Consider the following 22,229-nt stretch of genomic DNA (forward strand, 5'->3'; position numbering starts at 1 on the left):
GGATAATATTACTATAAACCGATGTTAAGACCTAAAAGGAAGGTTGTTGGCTTAGGATAATCAAAGAAAGTTTGACCTTGTGAAAACACGTTTCCATAAGTCGTAACCTCTGGATCATTACCCCTGTATTTAGTAATCAGAAAGAAGTTTTGTGCACTGGCATAAACCCTCAATCGGCTTAACTTCAATTTCTGAGCAACCTCAGCTGGGAAGGAGTAGCCAATCAATGCATTTCTACCACGGATAAATGATCCATCTTGTATCCAGCGAGTATCAACGTTGGTTACGTAGCCTGCACGGGTATCGCGGATCGCAGCAATAGGCGTATTCTGGTTTTGTGGGGTCCAGGCATTAAGCACGCTCTTGTAGCTGTTGGCAATACCAACGCGGTCTTCCGCGGAGTGTGTGCTCATATCCATTACATCGTTCCCGTAGGAGTATTGAAGGTCAACCAGTAGTTCCCAGTTTTTGTAGCGGAAATTGTTAATGAAAGCACCCCAGCCTTTAGGGCTACCATTTCCAATGATGCTTCGGTCTTCATCATTGATGGCGAAATCACCATTGCGGTCTAAATATTTCACGTCACCCGGCAACAACGGTTTACCACCGCGATAGGTATATCTTGCCGCTTCAGCACGCTCTGCCTCGCTCCAGGTACCTAGACGGGTTAAACCCCAGAATGATCCAACTGGTTCGCCAACGCGGATAATACCGGTTTCGTTCGTAAAACCTGGGTTACCCACACCGAAGATATCTGCAGGTGTAGCAAGCTCAAGTACTTTGTTCTTGTTAAATGAAATGTTGAAGGTTGTATTCCAGGTGAAGTCTTCAGAGTTAAAGTTTACGGTGCTGATACCTAATTCTAAACCTTTGTTCTCCATCTTACCGATGTTCCGGAAAACACTCGGATGTCCACTGGTTCTTGGAACAGGTGCGTCAAGCAGCATGTCGGTTGTTTTTCTATAATAAACATCAGCTTCCAGATTAATGCGGTTCTGGAATAAACCAAGTTCAATCCCGATATCTGATTGTGCAGTAGACTCCCATGCGAGTTCATTGTTGCCTAACCTGTTGGTTCCAATACCACCAAATCTTGTATTGTTGAATATGGCTGAATAGGTACCCAGTAGACCTTTCGAAGAATATGCTGGAATCTCAGAGTTTCCGGTCACACCATAGCTGGCGCGCAACTTCAAATTGGAGATTGTGTTACTTCCTTTAAGAAAATCTTCCTCTGAAACTCTCCAGGCGAAAGCACCGGATGGGAATAATGCATATTGTTGTTGGGTTCCAAATTTAGAAGATCCATCGGCACGAGCAGTAACCGTGAAAAGATACTTATCTTTCAAGGTATAGTTCACCCTGGCGAAATAGGAGTTGAATGTAAACTCTGAACGGCGGGAACCTCCCGGGTTAGGTTTACCAGCAGCGCCTAAGTTGTTTGGACCAAAAAAGTCAGTCGAAAAATTCTCGCCGCTTGCATTAAATCCAAAGATACTGGTTTGATACCAGGAAGCACCTAAGGTTGCATTGATCACGTGATCGTCTCCAATCTTCTTGTTGTAAGTGAAATAATTTTCCAACGACCAGTAGCTTTCGCGGTTATTATCCAGATAGGCCGTGCCACGTTGATCAAAGGCAATACCGTAGAGCGATCGTCCATTGTATTCGTTACGTCCACGCGTTACCACGTTGGCACCGAGGATACTCCTGAATTCCAATCCTTCAGCAATGTTAATGTTGGCAAAAACGTTACCAAGGGCAGTTTGTGTTTGCAGCATATACTTCCTGTCAGTCAGGATGTGGACCGGGTTCGAACCACCTTCAGCGCCCGGATAATTCTGGTTATCTGCCCAGGTTCCATCAGCGTACTTGACTGGCAGGAATGGGAAACTTTCAGTGATCATCCTTACCGAGTTTAATCCACCCGTACCGATGTCGACCAGGTTTTCATCCTGATTGGTATAGGTCAAGCTACCGCCCACTTTAAGCCAGGTTTTCATTTGGCTCTCTACATTGAACCTTCCTGAATAGCGTTTTAGATAGGAGTTAAGCAGTAAACCATTGTCTTCACGAAGGTTTAAAAAGATCCCGTAAGTGGTTTCCTGGTTACCTCCGGTAAGGCCGAGTTGATGATTATGAGAGAGCTTATTTTGGGTGGCCTCTTTGAACCAGTCGGTGTCGTACAAAGGATTGCCCTGTGCATCGAACAAATTTGGAAGGCTCAGACGTTTGATCCTTGGATCAACATAGTTTCCTGCTGCCCAACCTGCAGGGTCATAGGTTTGTGCATTTGCATAAGCCAGATTTTCGGTGTCGAGGTATTCTCTTGCATTCAGCATTTCCACCCGGTTCGGACCAATCGTTGGTACGCTGAATTCTGCATCGTAGGTGATTCTACTCCCCGCAGAACTACCTTTTTTGGTGGTGATCAGGATCACACCATTCGCGCCACGTGCACCATAGATCGCGATGGAAGATGCATCTTTAAGCACCTCTACGGAAGCGATATCTCCAGGGTTCAAGAAGTCAATGGCGTTACTGTTTTGTGTTTGCGAGCCTACCGGAAGGATCACACCATCAATGACATACAGCGGATTGTTGGAGCTGTTGATGGAGCTAAATCCACGAACACGAACGTTGGTCTGTCCACCAGGGCGACCGGAGTTCGTATTTACCTGCACACCGGCGATTCGGCCCGCCAGTGCCTGGTTCAGGGAAGCGGCGGGACGTTCTTCCAACTGTTCCTGACGTACGGAACCCACGGCGCCAGTTACGTCCGACTTACGACGGGTACCGTAACCGACTACCACGACATCCTGGAGGTTCTCGCCCTCAGCTGGGGCCATACGGATGGTGATCGCGGATGCGCCGTTACCTGCAGCACGTGTCTGCGGGTTATACCCGATGTAAGAAAAAGTGAGGGTTTCTGAAGCACTTGTCGCTTCAATGGTGAATTTACCAGCGCCGTCGGTTACTGTAGTTTTACCGGAGGCACTCTTAATCCCAACACCTGCGAGTGGTCTGCCCGATTCGTCCAGGACCGTACCGCTGACACGGATCTGTTGGATATTACTTTTGGAAAAGGTGATACTTGCAGCTTTGAGACTGGCGCTGTATGCAGAAGTCCCATTTGCAAAGGCCTGGTTGCCCATTAACATGAGCACAGGGATACCTGTACAGAGTAAATGTTTGATTTTCATAAAGTTTATTATTGGTTAGAATTGATGTAGGTGCGCGGGGCACCAGGTGCTGTACGAAATACGGGAAGGAGCTGTTGGTGTTGCTTGCCGATTTTAGAGCGTAAGAAGGATGCTTCGTTTTAAAGGTGAATTACTAAACCGATTTACTAAGTGTTTATATTAATATACTTATTAGCTATATTCTTGTATCAAATTGGTTTGAGATGTCGATTAATGGATCTTATCTATCGAGCGGCACGTAATTCCCGGGTTCTTTTAACTCTTTGGCTAGTTAAACAGATGAAAGCGTTATTCAATTATAGGTATATACTATCCATATTCCAAATTTCTTTAAATAATTTATTGCTAATAAATTAATAATAATTTATCCGATGCTAAGCAAATAATTTATGTTCCAGGAGGCAAACGGCGGAACCTTTGTTCGTAAGCATACACTTGTGCCATAGAACCCATATGTGTTTGGAACAAAGGCAGATTAGCCCTGAAAGGATCTGCTTTACTGCAGGGGTTTGCAGATTGTAAATGTGGTTTCCCGCTGCTATATTCAGCCAATATTTTTCTGTTAACCGACCAAAAATGCAATTAAAAAATTTTCTTTATCTGGCAGGATTGAGCCTGATCAGCTTACCTTACTATTCAAACGCGCAATCCGGACCTCACCCGGGACAGCAAAATAAGAAAACACCGTCTGAACTTGCCAGTGTGGGCAACTTCAAAGGCGCCGCAGTCGCCATAGATAAACTTGGCGCCGGACGCGCCGAAAAAGATAAGGAAGTACTTTACAACTATGCAAGAACCTATGCACAAGCGGATGAAAAAGCAAAAGCACTGAAGCTGCTGAACCAGGCTATTGATCGGGGTTTCTTAGCGATCAACCGCGTTAAGGAAGATGAAGCCCTGAAAACTGCGCTGGGCAGCAGCGGTATGGAGCAGGTGCTAAGCCGTATGCGTCAGCTTTCCGCACCATATATCAGCGGTAAAGCCCTGCTTTCCAAAGCAGAAAAAGAAGAAATTTTTAAGCTTGCCCTGGAGGGACTCGATAAGTTCTACTTCGATCCGAAGGTTGGAAAAGAGATGACGGACGATCTCAACCGGATGTTTTATAAAGAAGGCCACCTCGATAAGATCGATACCCTTTCGAAATTCACAGGTGAGCTGGTGAAATATTTCCGCAAGAAGACAAACGACAAACACTTTTACATCGGTGTAGACCGTGGACAAGTATCAGAAAGGGTACCTAACCTGAGTGTTACTACACCAGAAGAGCGGAACTTCGGCTTCCGGGAGGTCGCGGTACGCAACGGAAACATCGGGTATATCCGCTGGGATGAGTGTATCGCCGGGCCGGAGGCCTATAAAACGGCGGAGAGTGCCTTGAACCTGATGCGGAACACCCGTGCGGTGGTGATCGACATCAGCCGCAACGGCGGTGGAAATGGTGAAATCTCCACTTTCCTTTATCATTATTTGTTTAAACCACAAGACAAACGATTTGAGACCCTGCTGATCAAGAAGTGTAAAGGTGAGGAGGAATGGCGCCGCAGTGAACCGCCTGTAGCACCATTGTCAGATAAGCCAAATCTCGGTGATAAGCCGATCTATGTGGTTACTTCCGGCAACACCTTCTCTGCAGCTGAATACTTTGCATTCATGATGAAAGAACTGGACCGAGCAACCATCATCGGCAAAAACACCGGCGGTGGGGGTAACCCGGTGAACATGATCAGCAATGGCCGCTACATGATGTATGTTCCGACCTGCCAGATCACGACCAATGAAGGGAAGTCGCTCGAGGGTAAAGGTGTTGCGCCAGACATCGAATTCAAAACTGAAGACTGGAGCAAGGAGCTCATGGAAGTGGTGAATGATGACCTGAAGAAGCAAGGCAAATAATAAAACCAGAATTAGTCATAACGCAGAAAGCCCCGATCAACGGGGCTTTCTGCGTCATGGAATATAGTTAAAAGTACTGGAAAGTACCTTTTTCACTTTGTATCGTCACCTGCTTCTTATCACCAGCTTCTACACGACCCACGATCTGTGCGTCGATGTTAAAGCTTTGAGAAATCTCGATGATGTCTGCAGCAATTGCCTCCGGAACATACAGTTCCATACGGTGACCCATGTTAAATACCTTGTACATTTCTTCCCAGCTCGTACCGGATTGCTCCTGGATCAACTGGAATAATGGCGGCACCGGGAACAGGTTGTCTTTAATTACATGTACATCCTCATTGATGAAATGCAGGACCTTAGTCTGTGCACCACCGCTGCAGTGTACCAATCCATGGATCTGGCTTCTATAGCTTTCCAGAACCTTCTTGATCACCGGTGCATAGCTGCGGGTAGGAGATAACACCAATTTACCAGCAGTCACGGTGGTGTTTTCATCAACAGCGATCTCGTCTGTTAAAGCTTTACTTCCGGAGAATACCAGGTCAAAAGGTACTGCAGGGTCAAAGCTTTCCGGGTAAGCCGAAGCAATGGCCTTATGGAAAACATCATGTCTTGCGGAGGTTAGTCCGTTAGAACCCATGCCGCCGTTGTATTCTGATTCATAACTTGCTTTGCCGCTCGAAGACAAGCCTACGATCACATCACCCGGCTGGATGTTGTGGTTGCTGATCACCTCGTTGCGTTTCATTCTGCAGGTCACGGTCGAATCCACGATAATGGTTCTTACCAGGTCGCCCACATCAGCGGTTTCGCCACCGGTAGAGTAGATGGAGATGCCTTGCTCACGCAGTTCGGCTAAAATTTCTTCCGTACCGTTGATTATTGCCGCGATCACTTCACCTGGGATCAGGTTTTTGTTACGGCCAATCGTTGAGGATAAAAGGATGTTTTCTGTTGCACCAACGCAGATCAGATCATCCAGGTTCATGATGATGGCATCCTGTGCAATGCCTTTCCAAACCGACAGGTCGCCGGTTTCTTTCCAGTACACATAGGCCAGGGCAGATTTGGTACCTGCACCATCGGCATGCATAATGTTGCAGTACGCTTCATCATTTCCCAGGATGTCGGGGATGATCTTACAAAATGCCTGAGGGAAAATTCCTTTGTCAATATTTTTGATGGCATTATGCACATCTTCTTTTGAGGCAGAAACGCCACGTTGGTTATACCTGTTATCACTCATGTTGTTGCAAAGATATAGAAAGCGCTTAAAGTAGGGTGTTTTAGAAATAAAAAACCCCTCAGCAAGGCTGAAGGGTTTGTAAAAGAAGGATTAATTATTTTGAAAATAGCAGCTCTCTCAATTTTGGTAAAGGCCATACATTATCATCAACAATTTGCTCCAATTTATCAGAGTGATAACGGATGTTGAAGAAGTAAGACTTCACTTTCTCATCGTAAGCGATCGCTTTCTCACGGGTATCTTCAATGTTGTTGGTTACTTTACGTTCTTCCAGCATGGCATCAACGTTGTTTTTCACAATTCTAAGGTGTTGTGAAAGTTTGTTGATGATCTCTACTGGTGTAGATAGCGCTTCCTCGTTCAGGCCAAGTTCTTTTAGTCCTTTAGCATTTTCGATCAGGGTATTCTGGTAAGCGATACAAGCCGGGATGATCATGCTGTTTGCAACTTCACCATAAACCCTTGCCTCGATCTGAAGCTTTTTGTAATAGCTTTCCAAAAGGATCTCGTGACGTGCATCAAGCTCTCTTTTACTGAAGATGTTGGTTTTGGTGAATAGCTCAACACTTTTCTCGCTTACATAAGCGTCTAATGCTTTAGGTGTGGTTTTGATGTTTGCTAAACCGCGACGTTCTGCTTCTTCTTCCCACTCTTTACCATAACCATTACCTTCGAAACGGATATCTTTAGATTCTTTGATGTAACGTTTGATCACGGTTAATAAAGCGATGTCTTTTTTCTCGCCTTTTTTGATCAGACGGTCAACATCAACTTTAAACTTCACCAACTGATCTGCAACGATCGCGTTCAATACGGTCATTGGTGCAGAAGAGTTCGCCGAAGAACCTACCGCACGCAGCTCAAACTTGTTACCAGTGAAGGCGAAAGGTGAGGTACGGTTACGGTCGGTATTGTCTAATAAGATCTGCGGGATCTTCGGAATACCCAACCATAGTGCGTTATCTTCTTTGATCTTTTTGCTGATGCGGCTGTGCTCGATCTCATCAAGTACCTCGTTCAACTGCTGACCAAGGAAGATGGAGATGATCGCCGGTGGCGCTTCGTTTGCACCTAAACGGTGATCGTTGCTTACCGAAGCGATACTTGCTCTTAAAAGATCTGCATGTTCGTGCACCGCTTTGATCGTGTTTACGAAGAAAGCAAGGAACATCAGGTTATTTTTAGGCGTTTTACCAGGTGCCAATAGATTTTTACCAGTATCGGTGATCAATGACCAGTTGTTGTGTTTACCTGATCCATTGATGCCTGCATAAGGTTTCTCATGTAAAAGCACTTTGAAGTTGTGTCTCAAAGCAACTTTCTCCATCACATCCATCAATAACTGGTTGTGGTCAATGGCAAGGTTGATCTCTTCATAGATCGGTGCACACTCAAACTGCATTGGTGCAACCTCATTATGGCGGGTTTTCAAAGGAATACCCAATTTCAAAGATTCATTCTCGAAATCTACCATGAAAGCGTGTACACGCTCCGGGATAGAACCGAAGTAATGATCCTCCAGCTGCTGACCTTTTGCAGACATGTGACCGAATAAAGCTCTGCCAGTCATAACAAGATCCGGTCTTGCATTATATAAGGCTAGATCTACCAGGAAGTATTCCTGTTCGATACCTAAAGAAGCATTTACTTTAGTGATGCTTTTGTCGAAATACTGACAAACATCAACTGCAGCTTTATCAATTGCATTTACCGCTTTTAAAAGTGGCGCTTTAAAATCTAAAGCTTCGCCAGTATAAGAAACGAAAACGGTTGGGATACAAAGTGTTTTTCCAGAAGGGCTTTCCATGATGAAGGCTGGGGAAGAAGGATCCCATGCGGTATAACCACGTGCTTCAAAAGTATTACGGATACCACCGTTCGGGAAGCTGGAAGCATCAGGCTCTTGCTGAACCAATGCGCTACCGGCAAAATTCTCTACCGGACCTTCGCTGCTTGGCTCAAAAAAGGAGTCATGTTTCTCTGCAGTGGTGCCGGTTAATGGCTGGAACCAATGGGTGTAATGCGTTACACCTTTAGACATTGCCCATGTTTTCATTGCCGTAGCAATATGGTTTGCGTCGTCCTGGCTAATCAGTGTGCCTTGTTCAACAGCCGAAATCAACTTGCCATAAACTTCTTTAGACAAGTAAGCTTTCATTTTTTTCTGATCAAAAACGTTTGATCCAAAAAAGTCAGAAATCTTTGTTGATGGTGCTTTAACCTCTGGATATACGCGGGATTGTGCTTCGTTTAATGCAAATGATCTTAAACTTTTCATTGGTTTTTTAGAATTTGTCCAAAAATAGAAGATTTTTATCTTTTTTCTCTGTTTTGCGTGAAAAATCTCCATGATTTTTGAAAAAATATATAAATGCGCTCAAATTTTTAAGGTTTTTACCGGAAAGATGCCTGATTTCTGCGCGATGTCTATTTTTTGTTACAATACAACATCTGTAAAAAAGCAGGTTTAGGATGAAGTTTATTCTTAGTTAAGATCGTATTTTAAGCAGACCTTAGACACACCTGAAGCACACCTCGCCCACACCTCACCCACGGAATACGTGTGTTTGCTGTGTTTCAGGTGTGTTGCTGCACAGGATTACCCATGTCTTTCCCGGTTCTTTGCACAGGTCTCATTTTAGGGTACAGTAGGTGCGATGGGGTAGAAGTGATCAAATGAATCGTTAACTTGTTTATAGGTAACCAGATATGTTATGAAAGGATCGTTCATAATCCCCTTTGTTGCAGTAGGCCTACTTGTAACATTGAATTCCTGTAATAAGGATGAAGTTTCGGAATTAAAGCCACAGACAACTGCGGCCCATCCGCTGGATCCAAACAACTTCGGCTATATTGATCGGGGTGAAGGCGAACTTTATTACTATGAAGATAGTTTGACGATTTACACTCAGGCGAATGCGAATTATCTGAAGTTACGGCCGCTGAGTCTGAAGAAATATAAACATGGTGAGTTGTTAGATTCGGTCTGCAATCAAGATATCGCATTCCGGTTCGAGAACAGGGGCAGCTTAAGTAAAGATAAGTCAGAACTATGGGCGTTGAAACCACGTGTTGCGGATCCCTATCCTCCATTTATCACGATCAACACGGATTATGCATTTACTATCAAACTGTCGAAAATGGTCAAAGGCGTCGGCTTTGAATTCAACTCACCCTATAAAGGTACGAAGTACGCGATCACCGTTAGTTATTTCAATACAGCACTCAATAAAGTAATTCCTAACGCCTTAACCAGTTATCTGGCACCGGCGGGCGGTATTCTTGGTCCGGAACTGGGATCCGCCGGTGGCGCCATGCTCAGAGGTATTGAAACTGAAATGCCCTTTAATGAAATCAGGATTGTATTCCATCTTGGCAGCGTCAGCCAGCCGCCGCCGACAGGGCAATTCGACCTGATGCTCGCCGGATTCCGGTACAAGCTTGCAGAATAATGCAGCCTAAGCCACTCAGAACGGAGCGGCTTATTTTTTACCGCTGTTTACAGGATTTTTTTACCTTTGCCATAATCCTTAAACATACATTATAGTGGAAAATACACAGCTGACAACATTAGAAACCGCCAAGGACCTTGGTCTTTTACCAGAAGAGTATGATAGAATTATAGCGATCCTGGGTCGTACACCTAATTTTACAGAACTAAGTATCTTTTCTGTGATGTGGAGCGAGCACTGCTCTTACAAGAACTCCATCAACTGGCTAAAGAAACTCCCTAAAGACGGTCCGCGTATGCTGGCCAAAGCAGGAGAGGAGAATGCCGGTATGGTTGATCTTGGTGATGGCATTGCCTGCGTGTTTAAAATTGAGTCGCACAATCACCCTTCTGCATTGGAGCCTTATCAAGGTGCAGCAACCGGGGTGGGTGGTATCAACCGTGATATCTTCACTATGGGTGCAAGACCAATTGCACAGTTGAACTCGCTACGCTTCGGTGATCCAAATCACCCGAAGACACAATGGCTGATGAAAGGCGTGGTAAAAGGTATCGGTGATTACGGAAATGCTTTCGGGATCCCTACCGTAGGCGGTGAGTTGTTCTTCGATGAGAGCTTCCACGTTAACCCATTGGTAAACGCCATGTCTGCGGGTATCGTGAAAGTTGGTGAAACCGTTTCTGCGACATCTTATGGTGTAGGTAACCCGGTATATATCGTTGGTTCGGCTACCGGTAAAGATGGTATCCATGGTGCAGCCTTTGCATCAAAAAATATTACAGAAGATTCGGTGAACGACCTTCCTGCCGTTCAGGTAGGTGATCCGTTCCAGGAAAAACTGTTATTGGAAGCAACCTTAGAAGTGATTCAAACTGGTGCCGTTATCGGTATGCAGGATATGGGTGCCGCTGGTATCATCTGTTCGAACTCAGAGATGAGTGCAAAAGGTGAACACGGTATGCGCATTGATTTAGATAAAGTTCCAACCCGTCAGGAAAACATGAAACCTTTTGAGATCCTGTTATCAGAATCTCAGGAGCGTATGCTGATCGTGGTTGAAAAAGGCCGTGAAGCGGAAGTGGAAGCGGTATTTGATAAATGGGATCTTCACGCGGTGCAGATCGGTGAAGTAACCGACACGCAACGTCTGGAGTATTACATGAATGGCGAACTGGTAGCGGATGTACCTGCAGACGACCTGGTATTGGGTGGCGGTGCACCGGTATATGACCGTGAATACAAAGAGCCGGCTTATTTCCAGGAATACAAGAAATTCAACATTGATTCCGTTGCGGTACCACAAAACCTGAAAGCCATCGCTGATCACCTGGTTTCACATCCGAACATTGCTTCGAAGAGATGGGTAACCGATCAGTACGACTCGATGGTAGGTACAGCAAATATGACCACCAACCGTCCGAGTGATGCCGCTGTAGTTTCGGTAAAAGGAACCGATAAGGCTATTGCTTTAACGGTAGACTGTAACTCACGTTACGTAAACGCAGATCCGGAAACCGGTTGTGCCATCGCGGTAGCAGAAGCAGCGAGAAATATTACCTGTGCAGGTGGGGAGCCAGTGGCGATCACCAACTGTCTGAACTTCGGTAACCCTTATGTACCGGAAGTATTCTGGCAGTTCGCATCAGCGATCAAAGGTATGAGCACTGCAGCAACAAGATTCGAAACGCCGATCACTGGTGGTAACGTATCTTTCTATAACCAGTCGACCGACGACGGACCGGTATTTCCGACCCCAACCATCGGTATGTTGGGTATCCTGGATAACAAAGAGACTTTAACCACTTTAGATTTCAAACAGGCGGGTGATCTGATCTACCTGATCGGTGCCTCTAAAAACGATATTGCATCCTCACAATACCTGGCTTCTTACGTGAAAGTAAAAGCATCTCCAGCGCCTTATTTCAACCTGGAAGAAGAGTATGCGATGCAGCAGGTGGTTAAGCAGCTGATTATTCAAAAGCTGATCAAATCTGCGCATGACGTGGCAGACGGTGGTTTATACATCTCGCTATTGGAATCTTCAATGCCAAATAACCTTGGTTTCAACATCAGCAGCGATGAGTCGATCCGTAAGGACGCCTTCCTGTTCGGTGAAGCACAAGGCCGCGTAGTGGTATCCCTATCTTCTGACCAGCAGGAAGCATTTGTAGAATTGCTTGCCGCTTCAGAAACGGAGTTCAGCTTATTGGGTACCGTAACTGATGGTGCGTTGGTTGTTGACGAAGAAAGCTTCGGAACCGTGTTAGAGGCAAAACAAGTACACTTAAACGTATTGCACAACATCTTAGGCGCATAAGCCATGTTTAATAAAATACACCATGTAGCGATCATTTGCTCCGACTATACCCGGAGCAAAGATTTCTACGTGAATACCCTTGGATTAACGGTGGTACAGGAAGTCTACCGGGAAGCTAGGAAATCTTACAAGCTTGATCTGGCGGTGAATAGTCACTACCAGATCGAGCTTTTTTCATTTGAGAACCCACCATTGCGGGCTTCCGGTCCGGAAGCCGTTGGCTTAAGGCATTTGTGTTTCGAGGTCAATGACCTGGATGCTGTGGTTGCAACTTTAAACGCCCGGGGTGCGGTTACTGAACCGATCCGTGTGGACGAGTACACCGGCAAACGCTTCACCTTCTTTACCGATCCGGACAAGCTGCCGCTGGAGATCTACGAACGTTAGCGATGGGCAATGTGTTCCGTTTTAAAGCTTTTGAGGTCGATCAGACCGGCTGTGCGATGAAGATCAATACTGACGGTGTACTGATTGGCGGGATCGTTACTGCTGATGCGGCCTCGCGTGTACTGGACGTTGGCACCGGAACTGGTGTGATCGCCATGATGCTTGCACAGCGACTTCCTGCTGCTGCTGTGGATGCCATAGAGATTGATCCTGCTGCCGCTGCTACAGCTGCCAGGAATTTCGCTTCATCGCCCTTTGCTTCAAGGCTCAGTGTTCATACCGGGGACATCTTAAGCTATGAAAGTGATTTTGGATATGATTTGATCATTTCCAATCCACCATTTTTTGTAAACGATCTAAAAAATCCCGAAGCACGAAAGCGACTGGCGCGCCATGCCGATGAAGATTTTTTCAATGGTTTGATCCGGAAGGTTTCCATGCTACTAAAACCTTCTGGTGAATGCTGGCTGATCTTACCCGTTAAACAAGCCGAGGAACTGGTGGTACAGGCGGTATTGTACAAGTTGTTTCCAAAGCGGATCATCCATGTGCATTCCGATGAAAGTAAACCAGAGATCCGGCAGGTGATTTGTTTCAGTTTCGCTAATGTGGCGCCGGTGCATGATGATTTCTATATTTACGCTGCGCAGGGCGTGTACACGGATGCTTACATAAGTTTGCTGAAGGACTTTTTTCTGGCATTTTAAATCTACTATTTTGAAGCGAATTGGATTGATATCTGATACCCACGGGTATCTGGATGAAGCAGTATTTAAACATTTCGAGGAATGTGATGAGGTCTGGCATGCGGGCGATTTTGGTGCAGATGTAGCAGCCCCATTAGCGGCTTTCAAACCATTAAGAGGTGTATGGGGGAATATTGATGACAAGGACATCCGCCTGGAGTTCCCGGAGCATAACCGGTTCATGTGTGAAGATATGGATATCTGGATGACGCATATTGGTGGTTATCCGGGAAAATATGCGCAACAAGTAAGGCCAGAAATTTACACTAAGCCACCAAAGCTATTCATTACTGGACATTCGCACATATTGAAGGTTATGTTCGATCCAAAAATCAACTGTCTGCATATAAATCCCGGATCAGCAGGTAAATCGGGCTGGCATAAAGTAAGAACATTAGTTCGTTTTAGCATTTCTTTCGACAAAATTGATAACTTAGAAGTAATAGAGTTAGGTAAAAGATAACGTACACTTTACACTAAGTATCATGGCAGGCATTAAAACATTGGGCCAGTTCATTCTTGAAAAACAGGCCGACTTCCCGTATGCAAAAGGGGAATTATCCAGGTTGCTGCGCGACATTGGAATTGCAGCTAAAATTGTAAACCGGGAGGTGAATAAAGCCGGACTGGTGGATATTCTGGGCGACGTCGGGTCTGTGAACGTCCAGGGGGAGGAGCAGAAGAAGCTGGATGTGTTTGCGAATACCCAGTTCATTGCGGCCCTGACCTGCGGCGGCGAATGCTGCATTGTTGGATCTGAAGAAGAGGATGAGTTTATTGCTATTGATTCACCGGTATCGGTGGATGCTAAATACATTGTTTGTATCGACCCACTTGATGGTTCCTCGAACATCGACTGTAACGTGGGGGTAGGTACCGTTTTTTCTGTGCTAAGGCGGAAATCTGTTGAGGGTAAGGCCACGCTTGCGGACGTACTGCAAAGGGGCACGGAGCAGGTTGCTGCGGGCTATGTTGTTTACGGATCATCAACGATGCTGGTGTACACCACCGGTAAGGGGGTAAACGGCTTTACGCTGGACCCTTCAATCGGGGAATTTTGCCTCTCGCACCCGGACATGAAGATTCCTGCCAATGGTAAGATCTACTCCATCAATGAAGGGAACTATATGAACTTCCCTGAGGGGGTAAAGAAATACCTGCATTATGCACAAAGTACAGATCAGGCAACCAACCGGCCTTATACTGCAAGATACATCGGCTCTATGGTGGCCGACATCCACCGGAATTTGATTAAGGGGGGTATTTACATCTATCCAACGACGACCTGTTCGCAGGATGGAAAGCTGCGGTTGATGTATGAATGCAATCCGATGGCTTTCATTGTGGAGCAAGCTGGAGGAAAGGCCTCAGACGGTTTCCGCCGGATCGTGGACATTGAACCGAAGGATCTGCACCAGCGCACCTCCATTTACATCGGCTCTAAAGAAATGGTGGAGATGGTGGAAGGATTCCTTGCAGAGGACAAGGCAGTAAGCGGTCTGAAAGTTAAAGTAGGTTAAGCGTGTTTAAAGTAGGGTAGAGGCGTTGCGCTCCGCTTCGAAGGCAGCGTCAATCTGCCATGCTGCACGGTTTTTTGATGCTGCGACTGCCAGCTGGTCGCAGCGTTCGTTTTCCGGGTGCAGGTTATGCCCTTTGATCCAGGTAAAGGCAACCTGATGAAGCTTGTATATGTTGAGGAACTGCATCCAAAGGTCTTTATTCTTTTTGCCTTTGAAGCCGGTTTTTGCCCAGCCGAATACCCACTTCTTTTCTATAGAATCGATCACGTACTTGGAGTCAGAGGTGACCATCACTTGTGCGCCTGGTGTCTTGATGGCTTTTAGGCCTTCAATCACGGCGAGTAGTTCCATGCGGTTGTTAGTGGTCATGCGGAAGCCGCCGCTTAATTCCTTGTAGTGTTTTCCGGAGCGCAGGATTACACCGTAACCACCTGGTCCGGGGTTTCCGCTTGCTGCGCCATCTGTGAAGATTTCGATCATAGAAGGGGCAAAGGTAAGTTTTCTGGTTTGAAAACGGATACTGGTGTGGATTAATGGACGTTTTAGTCGTTATTCGTATCTGCTGGTTGGGTTAGAGCACCATATTCCAGCCAATGGCTGAAATTTAATTGTTTGATGTTGATTGGGTTATCAGAAAGTTGAGGGAGAAAGTTTAAATAAATTTGCTTCCAATATTATAAATCGTACTTTTGTCATCGTAAAACATGGTGGTTTTAGCTCAGTTGGTTAGAGCATCGGTTTGTGGTACCGAGGGTCGTGGGTTCGAGCCCCATATTCCACCCCAGTTTTTGAAAGCAGTCCAGATGGGCTGCTTTTTTTTTGAAGTTATTCATAGGCTTAGTTGGACTATTCGGCAATTTAATGATTACATTCTTTCTATGATAAAATTGTCGACAAGAGCGTTTTCTATTTTCTAAACTTTAATCTGGCTCGAAGTTGAAGAAGTCTTCTTTTCCGGATGCCTTGGTAAAGAGCTAAAAAGTCTAAAAAACTATCTCAACGATCATACATTAAGTAACAATGATCATCGAGACAGTTCTTTTGATTTTTTCAACTGTAAGCTTAAGTAATAAAATTCTGATAAGGCTAGACTAATTGAATGTAAGCTGATTGCCGCGTTTGGTGAATGAGGTAACAGGAACGGCATTCCGAACATCAAAACCTAAGCTTCCAGTAAAGTTCCTTGAAACACCTAATCCATTGATCACTTTGACTGTGTAATTGGTAGCTGGGCCAGTTGAAGGTCCATAGTAAACCACATGAACTTTATAGGTGCCGTCTGGGATATCATTGATCCAATAGATGTTCTCTGGTCCAAAGCCGTCTGTGTCATCACGATCTAGATAGCCACCAGAGGCGGAATTTGGATGGCTAAAGAATATCTCTTCTCCACTTGGATCTGTTACATGCAAGTCAATATCAGTCTGGTCGGTATCCCAGCTCAATCCAACCTGAATTACGCCATTTGAATCACTTAAATCATCCAGATCATCGACCGTTGCATTTGAAGTTGCTAGCAATGATGTGAACCAATCTCTGAACGATCCGATATCAGGGATAGCTGATCTGATCGAATTGAAATGCCTCTCACCGAGATTGGATAGACCTTCAAAATCGATAAAGCTTTGTACACTATAGTCTGTATCATCACCCTGGAAGTCGAATAGATCGCTGCTCCTCTGCTGTTCATCGAGGCGGGCTACTTCGTTAAACAATTGCGCGTTAACGTAACGGTCGAGCACGTCCGCTAGTTTGCATACCAAACCGCGATCTGGCGTATTCAGGAGTGAACTTACAGTACATGACGCCTTTATGCCTTGCTCCTTTAACTCTTTTAATTCGGCCATAAAATCATTGATATCGACATCAACGGATGTATCATCATCTGTGCTGCTGAACCTTTCAAATGCCAGTACCGGACTCGGAAAGGACTTCGGAGAAAAAGCAGATTTTTCGCCAGAACGCACAGCAGTTCCAGCGCTTCTAGAAGTCCGTAGCGACGATGTAGTATTCGGGGCAGATGCGTTAACGGTGTTGTCGAATAAAACCCGGACTTCATTGTTTACATCTACTTCTGCTTCATAAACCAGCGTACCAAGCCTGTTAGTCCAATCATACTTGTAGTACCTAAGTATTACCGTGCCGCCGTCTTTATGTTCCATCCAATAGAGCTCAGGCAGCTTTTCTTGTGTATCGGTATTTACAGCATAAAAGAACTCCGGTTGATTAAGGCCATTCAATAGACTAACCCATTCCGTTTTACTATCAGCATCTGAAATATAGATCTGGTTAATTTTTTTATGACGACCGTTTTCGTTTGAACCGAGTGCTGTAAACTGCACCTTATTATTCTTGATTGTAAACTGTGGTACATCGGTTTCCGTTGTAACAGATGGTTTATAGTAGTTTACCGCTAAGGTATCATTAACGATAGGTTCGTCAGGAACACCTGGAGTTTTGCCATCTTTTTTACAGCCGCATAGTATGCTAAGGGCTAGTAGTAAAAACAATATATTTTTCATGATTGTATTTTTTTGAGAATGAAAGGTTTTTAATAATTGAATAAGGTTCCACGATTGACAGCATCTCTTGATTGCTTTTCGTGGAGTTAGAACGTAAATCCGAGATTGAACCCAAGTCCGCGAACCCCCAGAAAAGGGGCAGAAGGTTTACCTTTGACACCATTTGTCTGAACATCTACCTCTACCAGACTTTTATCTCCAATGGAAAGGTCGCTCTCTAAATCATCTTTCAAGTTTGCCCGTTCCTCATTGGTCATTGAACTTAAATCTGTTGAACCATTAATTTTCCCTTTCAAAGAACCGTAGTGGGCACCGATGATGTACCAGTCGAAGTTCAACCTTTTAGCAATCCGCCATTGGGCACCGAACATGATGCCGCCCCCGAAACCCTTTAGCTCACTTCGAAGCGGAATATTGTAGGTTCTGGAATCAGTTGAATAGTCGTAATCATAATCAATGTTGAACTTGGCGTACCTAGCATACAAGGCTGTATAAAGTCCTACATTGCCGTCGCGTTTACCTTTATAAAATCTAATTTCCCCGGTGTAGGTTTTATTGGAAGCAGAAATGCTGTTTAAATCATCAGCAATATCACTATCATCGATTTTATCCAGAATCTTCCTCACTGCTGAAAGTCCACCCAAATTAGATGTCGGCATAAAGCGATAGCCACCAACCACCGTGATTTTTCGTGCGATCGAACGTTCATAGGTGAAATTGTAGTTCTTTAGTGCTAGCGACGATAGGTTGATTTTGATGGAGTTCCTCGGATAAGCTCCAGGTTCATTTTGAGCCCTTACGGAGAAGGTAATTGACATTAAAAAACAGGCAAGGACAACCATTGGAGGCCGGGCCGATAATCGTTTTGTTTTCATAATTGATGGTTTAGTGAATCATGCATTTGATTCAGACCAAAATTACCCTGGAGTAAGGGGAGACATGGGGGTCTAACAACGGAATCTTGAATCAGTGTTTTAACGGTGGTCTATCCGTTAAAACACTGATTTTTAACTTTTTATACATATAATTTTCTGTGTAGTCTCCCTTATGTCTGGTGGGTTGATTATCTTTAATAACAACCAACCATTAAATAAAAAAAAGCATGAAATCAAAACAAAAAAACCTGACACCATTAGTGATGATGTTAGCAACTGGTAACACCATCAATGGCAGCAGCAAAGACAATCAAAAGGAACTTGCTCTAGAGAAACCCGAGGGAGATTTACGGGCTGATTCAACTTCGTGGACTAACGTTTTTGATGCTGAGCAAGAGTTAATCGGTTCTATTCTGGATTGTGAAGTTGACGAAGTTTTCGCCGACCATTGCATAACTGGATTTGAAAACTGGTATTACGAAAGGGGAAATCTTGACAGGACTACATTAGAAGACACTTTTACAGAAGCCGTAGCATTTAAAGGTAAAGAATTAAAGAATTGGCTGAAAAAAGTTGGTGGTCTGAAGAAAAAGGCGGAAGTCAGGGTGTGTTTTGGGCTTTATACGGAAGAGGCCTTAGACTATGCTGTAAAAAACAACTACATCAGCCACTCTGAGCAAGGTAGACTAGGCCTTAGATCATCTCGTCTGACAGTAATTCTAAGAGCATATAGGGACAATTGCTTGGTACTAGTGCCAAAGACAAAAAAACCAATGCCGGCCTACAATCTCGGCAGCCTTAAGCCATGATATTAGAAATGATCCATATCTGTTTCGAATTCTTAAGCCTCACGATAGCTTTTATTAGCTATCCAAGGCTTAAGAATACTTTTATGGTTTATTTCATTCCTTTTTTGGTGATTCTGATCTTGAGCGAAATCATTGCCTGGTATGCAAGCAATACGGTTTTGCTTTACTCCATTCTAAATCCTCTAACACATTGCTTTTACGCGTTTATATTTTATAACTACGCAACCAGCAAAAAGCAGCGAAGAATATTCATTCGCTTAGCAGCAATTTACTGTTTGATTTGCATCCTTTGCCGCTTCAACGATGATGCTGAATATTCTTACTTTTATTACCTAATTGCATCCGGAGGATTGATGCAAGTTTATTTCTCTTGTACCTTCTTTTATCAATATATTACATCGAGTGATTTAGTGCAAATGAAAGCTTGGGATAGTGGCTTATGGATGGCATCCGGCTTGCTCATTTTCTATAGTGCAGTGTCGATCTGCTTTTCCCTTCATGGCTATATTAAAGAGAACGAACTAAGGATTTTTAACCTATACCTGTATCATATTATACCGAGGGTTTTAAGCCCAATACTTTATAGCTGCTTGTGTGTGTCCTTTCTATTATGGAAAAATTCCAAAGAGATATCGTTGTAGCAATTGTGCTTGCAATCTTGATCATTGTGGTACTTGTTGTATTTGCTTTATTGATTTTTCTAACCTTTATAAAGAGGAAACGGCTATTGGAACGAGAGCAGGAAATGATGAAAATACAGTTTGCCGAGGAACTATTGAAGTCACAACTAGAGATACAGGAACAAACGCTACGGAACATCAGTCATGAAATACACGATAATATTGGTCAAATCTTAAGTTTAGTTGCACTTAATTTAAACCTGTTGAAATCGCCCGATGTAGACCGGCTTGATTCAACAACAAACTTAGTTGAGAAGGCCATCAACGATCTAAGAACGCTAAGTAAAATCCTGAATCCGGAGCAAATATTGAAGGTCGGGTTAAAGGAAGCTTTAGAAGTTGAACTTCACCATTTGGAGAAGTCGGGCAAGTTTAGTGTAGATATGCATGTGGGTGTTGACTTTCGGGAACCGAATGCGGAAAAAACAATAATTCTTTATCGAATGGCACAAGAAGTACTAAACAATATCATCAAGCATGCAGAGGCGAATCATGTATATGTTCGACTGGCTAAAATTGTAGATGGTTTTAGCATCGTGATCGGTGACAATGGAAAGGGATTTGAAATCGGAGAAAATCAGAACAACGGTATTGGACACCAAAACCTACATAAACGTGCATCTATGATCAATACTGAAGTTAAAGTCATAAGTAGCCCAGGTAACGGTACCGAAATCGCCTTCTTACTTTACTAAACTGTTCAATTCTTTATAAATTCACCAGTATGTATACCATTAGCTTAGTTGATGATCATATCTTGGTTCGGGAAGGATTAGCATCGCTGATTAACTCGTTTCCCAACTACAAAGTGCTTTTCGAATCAGACGATGGCAGGCAGTTGATTGATAAACTAAATGAGGAGACTTGCCCGGACATCATTTTGATGGACATTACGATGCCTGAAATGGATGGTTATAGTACTGCGAACTGGCTTAAAATACACTACCCCAATTCGAGAGTTATCGCACTAACCGTGATGGACGATGAATTTGCTGTAATTCGAATGCTGAAATGTGGTGCAAAGGGTTATTTGTTAAAAAACTGTCGACCCCAGGAATTGAAGCAGGCGCTCAATGCTGTTATTACGAAAGGATACTATTTCAATGATATGGTTAGTAGTAGGTTAATAAGTTCCATTAACAAAATGGGAGACGTTCAGTATGGCCAAAAGATTAAAGGTGATCTAAGTGAACGGGAACGACAATTCTTACGCCACTTGTGCACTGATCGAACATATAAAGAGATTGCGGACATCATGTGTGTCAGCCCAAGAACCGTTGATAGTTACCGGGACAATCTACTGGAAAAGTTGAATGCCAAGAGCAGGATAGGCCTTGTATTGTACGCTATAAAACATAATTTGATGTGAATGCTTGGAGCACCGCTTTGTGGAGGAGCCGCAAAACACTGAATGGGAATTAGTAAGTTGAGCCCACCGGTAACAAGTGTTCGCCAGGTACCAAGGTGATATATAATGCTCCTCAATGAGCCTCACTGTGTAAATCCAAATTATAGAACCTAGAAAAGTAAATGGGCGAAGGATGATTGGACCAATGTTCAAATGACAAAAAAGGATTTTCTTCATCCGGCTACAGATGTCCTCAATTAGGCAACATTTCCGGTGTGTGCTTTATCGAAGTTTGTGTTGTAAACAAAAAACAAAGACAATGGCACAACAAGATTCTAATTCAAGCAAAACAAAAGTTTGGTTCATCACCGGCAGTTCCCGGGGATTCGGAAAAGTTTGGACCGAGGCAGCACTCGAGCGCGGGGACAAAGTAGCAGCGACAGCACGCCGGCTAGAAAGCATTGCTCATCTGAAGGAAAAATACGGAGACAGCGTCTTAACTTTAGCGCTGGACGTAACCGATAAGGAACAGGTTAAAGCTGCGGTCGAGCAAGCGCATGCACATTTCGGTAGGTTAGACATTGTGCTGAATAATGCTGGCTATTCATTGATCGGAACGATAGAAGAAGCGACTGCAGATGACATCAGGAACTTGTATGAGACGAACATTCTTGGACCTGTATCGGTGATCCAGGCCGCAATGCCTTTATTGCGTAAGCAGGGTGGGGGACATATCCTTGGGACATCGAGTAATCTCGGCCATGTAACCGTACCCGTAATTGGTTATTATTGCTCTTCTAAATGGGCTTTCGAAGCTATTTATGAGAGTCTGGCAGCAGAAGTCCAAGCTTTTGGCATCAAAGTGACCATCATTGAACCGGGTGCTTATGCAACTGAATTCGGCAGCCAGGAATCTTTACAATTTGCTGGAGGGATGGATGTCTACAAGGCCTTTAAGGAAGAGTTCTTCCAGGGACTTGTTCAAGCGGAACGGGGTGATCCTAATGCAACGCCGGAAGCAATCTTTGCTGTTGTGGATTCAGAAAATCCACCTTTGCGCCTTAATTTAGGTAGTCATAACCTGCCAGCTGTACGTAAAGCCTATGCAGAAAGGATAGCAGTATGGGAGGAATGGGATGCCATCTCTGCGAAGGCTCAAGGTAGCACAAAATAATCTTCCTGTAAAAACCTGATTGTGCTGGCTGATGGAATGCATTAGCCAGTTCAA

At 44.3% G+C, this 22,229-nt stretch carries 17 protein-coding genes and 1 tRNA gene; 12 read left to right on the top strand and 6 right to left on the bottom strand.

Annotation, left to right across the window (positions count from 1 at the left end; all coding sequences use genetic code 11):
• Positions 1–11 precede the first annotated feature (11 nt).
• Positions 12–3,203: a SusC/RagA family TonB-linked outer membrane protein gene (locus AC5WJX_RS01415; protein ID WP_494483043.1), complete on the bottom strand. Its 3,192-nt coding sequence runs from the start codon at positions 3,201–3,203 to the stop codon at positions 12–14.
• Positions 3,204–3,779: 576 nt separating this feature from the next.
• Between AC5WJX_RS01415 and AC5WJX_RS01420 the strand changes: the two genes are divergently transcribed.
• Positions 3,780–5,096: a S41 family peptidase gene (locus AC5WJX_RS01420; RefSeq protein WP_494483044.1), complete on the top strand. Its 1,317-nt coding sequence runs from the start codon at positions 3,780–3,782 to the stop codon at positions 5,094–5,096.
• A 67-nt stretch (positions 5,097–5,163) separates the two neighbouring features.
• Here the strand turns inward: AC5WJX_RS01420 and AC5WJX_RS01425 are convergent, their stop codons facing one another.
• Both AC5WJX_RS01425 and AC5WJX_RS01430 read right to left on the bottom strand, forming a co-directional pair.
• Positions 5,164–6,345, bottom strand: coding sequence for an AIR synthase related protein (locus AC5WJX_RS01425; protein ID WP_494483045.1), 1,182 nt, complete (start codon positions 6,343–6,345; stop codon positions 5,164–5,166).
• Positions 6,346–6,439: 94 nt separating this feature from the next.
• Positions 6,440–8,623: a glutamine synthetase III family protein gene (locus AC5WJX_RS01430; RefSeq protein WP_494483046.1), complete on the bottom strand. Its 2,184-nt coding sequence runs from the start codon at positions 8,621–8,623 to the stop codon at positions 6,440–6,442.
• 436 nt (positions 8,624–9,059) lie between these two features.
• Here AC5WJX_RS01430 and AC5WJX_RS01435 point away from each other — a divergent pair, with 436 nt between their 5' ends.
• The 6 genes from AC5WJX_RS01435 to fbp all read left to right on the top strand — a co-directional run bounded on the left by AC5WJX_RS01435 (position 9,060) and on the right by fbp (position 14,767).
• Positions 9,060–9,797, top strand: a complete 738-nt coding sequence (locus AC5WJX_RS01435; protein WP_494483047.1) for a hypothetical protein — start codon at positions 9,060–9,062, stop codon at positions 9,795–9,797.
• A gap of 94 nt (positions 9,798–9,891) precedes the next feature.
• Positions 9,892–12,114, top strand: coding sequence for a phosphoribosylformylglycinamidine synthase subunit PurL (gene purL / locus AC5WJX_RS01440; protein WP_494483048.1), 2,223 nt, complete (start codon positions 9,892–9,894; stop codon positions 12,112–12,114).
• 3 nt (positions 12,115–12,117) lie between these two features.
• Positions 12,118–12,501 carry an SMU1112c/YaeR family gloxylase I-like metalloprotein gene (gene gloA2, locus AC5WJX_RS01445; protein ID WP_494483049.1) on the top strand — a complete coding sequence of 128 codons (384 nt, stop codon included), beginning with the start codon at positions 12,118–12,120 and terminating at the stop codon, positions 12,499–12,501.
• 2 nt (positions 12,502–12,503) lie between these two features.
• On the top strand, positions 12,504–13,208 hold the full coding sequence (locus AC5WJX_RS01450) for a tRNA1(Val) (adenine(37)-N6)-methyltransferase (RefSeq protein WP_494483050.1): 705 nt from the start codon (positions 12,504–12,506) through the stop codon (positions 13,206–13,208).
• 10 nt (positions 13,209–13,218) lie between these two features.
• Positions 13,219–13,710 carry a metallophosphoesterase family protein gene (locus AC5WJX_RS01455; protein WP_494483051.1) on the top strand — a complete coding sequence of 164 codons (492 nt, stop codon included), beginning with the start codon at positions 13,219–13,221 and terminating at the stop codon, positions 13,708–13,710.
• A gap of 22 nt (positions 13,711–13,732) precedes the next feature.
• On the top strand, positions 13,733–14,767 hold the full coding sequence (fbp, locus tag AC5WJX_RS01460; RefSeq protein WP_494483052.1) for a class 1 fructose-bisphosphatase: 1,035 nt from the start codon (positions 13,733–13,735) through the stop codon (positions 14,765–14,767).
• A 6-nt stretch (positions 14,768–14,773) separates the two neighbouring features.
• Here the strand turns inward: fbp and rnhA are convergent, their stop codons facing one another.
• Positions 14,774–15,247 (bottom strand): ribonuclease HI, encoded by a 474-nt coding sequence (gene rnhA / locus AC5WJX_RS01465; RefSeq protein WP_494483053.1) that lies wholly within the window; start codon positions 15,245–15,247, stop codon positions 14,774–14,776.
• A 227-nt stretch (positions 15,248–15,474) separates the two neighbouring features.
• On the opposite strand from rnhA, the gene AC5WJX_RS01470 reads away from it, so the two are divergent.
• A tRNA-His gene (locus AC5WJX_RS01470) sits at positions 15,475–15,551 on the top strand.
• A 307-nt stretch (positions 15,552–15,858) separates the two neighbouring features.
• On the opposite strand, the gene AC5WJX_RS01475 is transcribed toward AC5WJX_RS01470, so the two are convergent.
• Together AC5WJX_RS01475 and AC5WJX_RS01480 are read right to left on the bottom strand one after the other, a co-directional pair.
• On the bottom strand, positions 15,859–17,289 hold the full coding sequence (locus tag AC5WJX_RS01475) for a YfaP family protein (RefSeq protein WP_494483054.1): 1,431 nt from the start codon (positions 17,287–17,289) through the stop codon (positions 15,859–15,861).
• Between the two features lie 86 nt (positions 17,290–17,375).
• Positions 17,376–18,164, bottom strand: a complete 789-nt coding sequence (locus AC5WJX_RS01480; protein WP_494483055.1) for a DUF3575 domain-containing protein — start codon at positions 18,162–18,164, stop codon at positions 17,376–17,378.
• Between the two features lie 227 nt (positions 18,165–18,391).
• Here AC5WJX_RS01480 and AC5WJX_RS01485 point away from each other — a divergent pair, with 227 nt between their 5' ends.
• The 4 genes from AC5WJX_RS01485 to AC5WJX_RS01500 all read left to right on the top strand — a co-directional run bounded on the left by AC5WJX_RS01485 (position 18,392) and on the right by AC5WJX_RS01500 (position 22,175).
• A complete protein-coding gene (locus AC5WJX_RS01485; protein ID WP_494483056.1) occupies positions 18,392–18,973 on the top strand; it encodes a hypothetical protein in 582 nt (193 codons plus the stop codon).
• Between the two features lie 610 nt (positions 18,974–19,583).
• Positions 19,584–20,348, top strand: a complete 765-nt coding sequence (locus tag AC5WJX_RS01490; RefSeq protein ID WP_494483057.1) for a sensor histidine kinase — start codon at positions 19,584–19,586, stop codon at positions 20,346–20,348.
• Positions 20,349–20,377: 29 nt separating this feature from the next.
• Positions 20,378–21,022 carry a response regulator gene (locus AC5WJX_RS01495; protein ID WP_494483058.1) on the top strand — a complete coding sequence of 215 codons (645 nt, stop codon included), beginning with the start codon at positions 20,378–20,380 and terminating at the stop codon, positions 21,020–21,022.
• Between the two features lie 298 nt (positions 21,023–21,320).
• The gene (locus AC5WJX_RS01500; RefSeq protein ID WP_494483059.1) at positions 21,321–22,175 is read left to right on the top strand and encodes an SDR family NAD(P)-dependent oxidoreductase; all 855 of its coding nucleotides are present in this window, start codon (positions 21,321–21,323) and stop codon (positions 22,173–22,175) included.
• Positions 22,176–22,229 lie beyond the last annotated feature (54 nt).

Source organism: Pedobacter sp. NEAU-ZC8 (assembly GCF_059278965.1).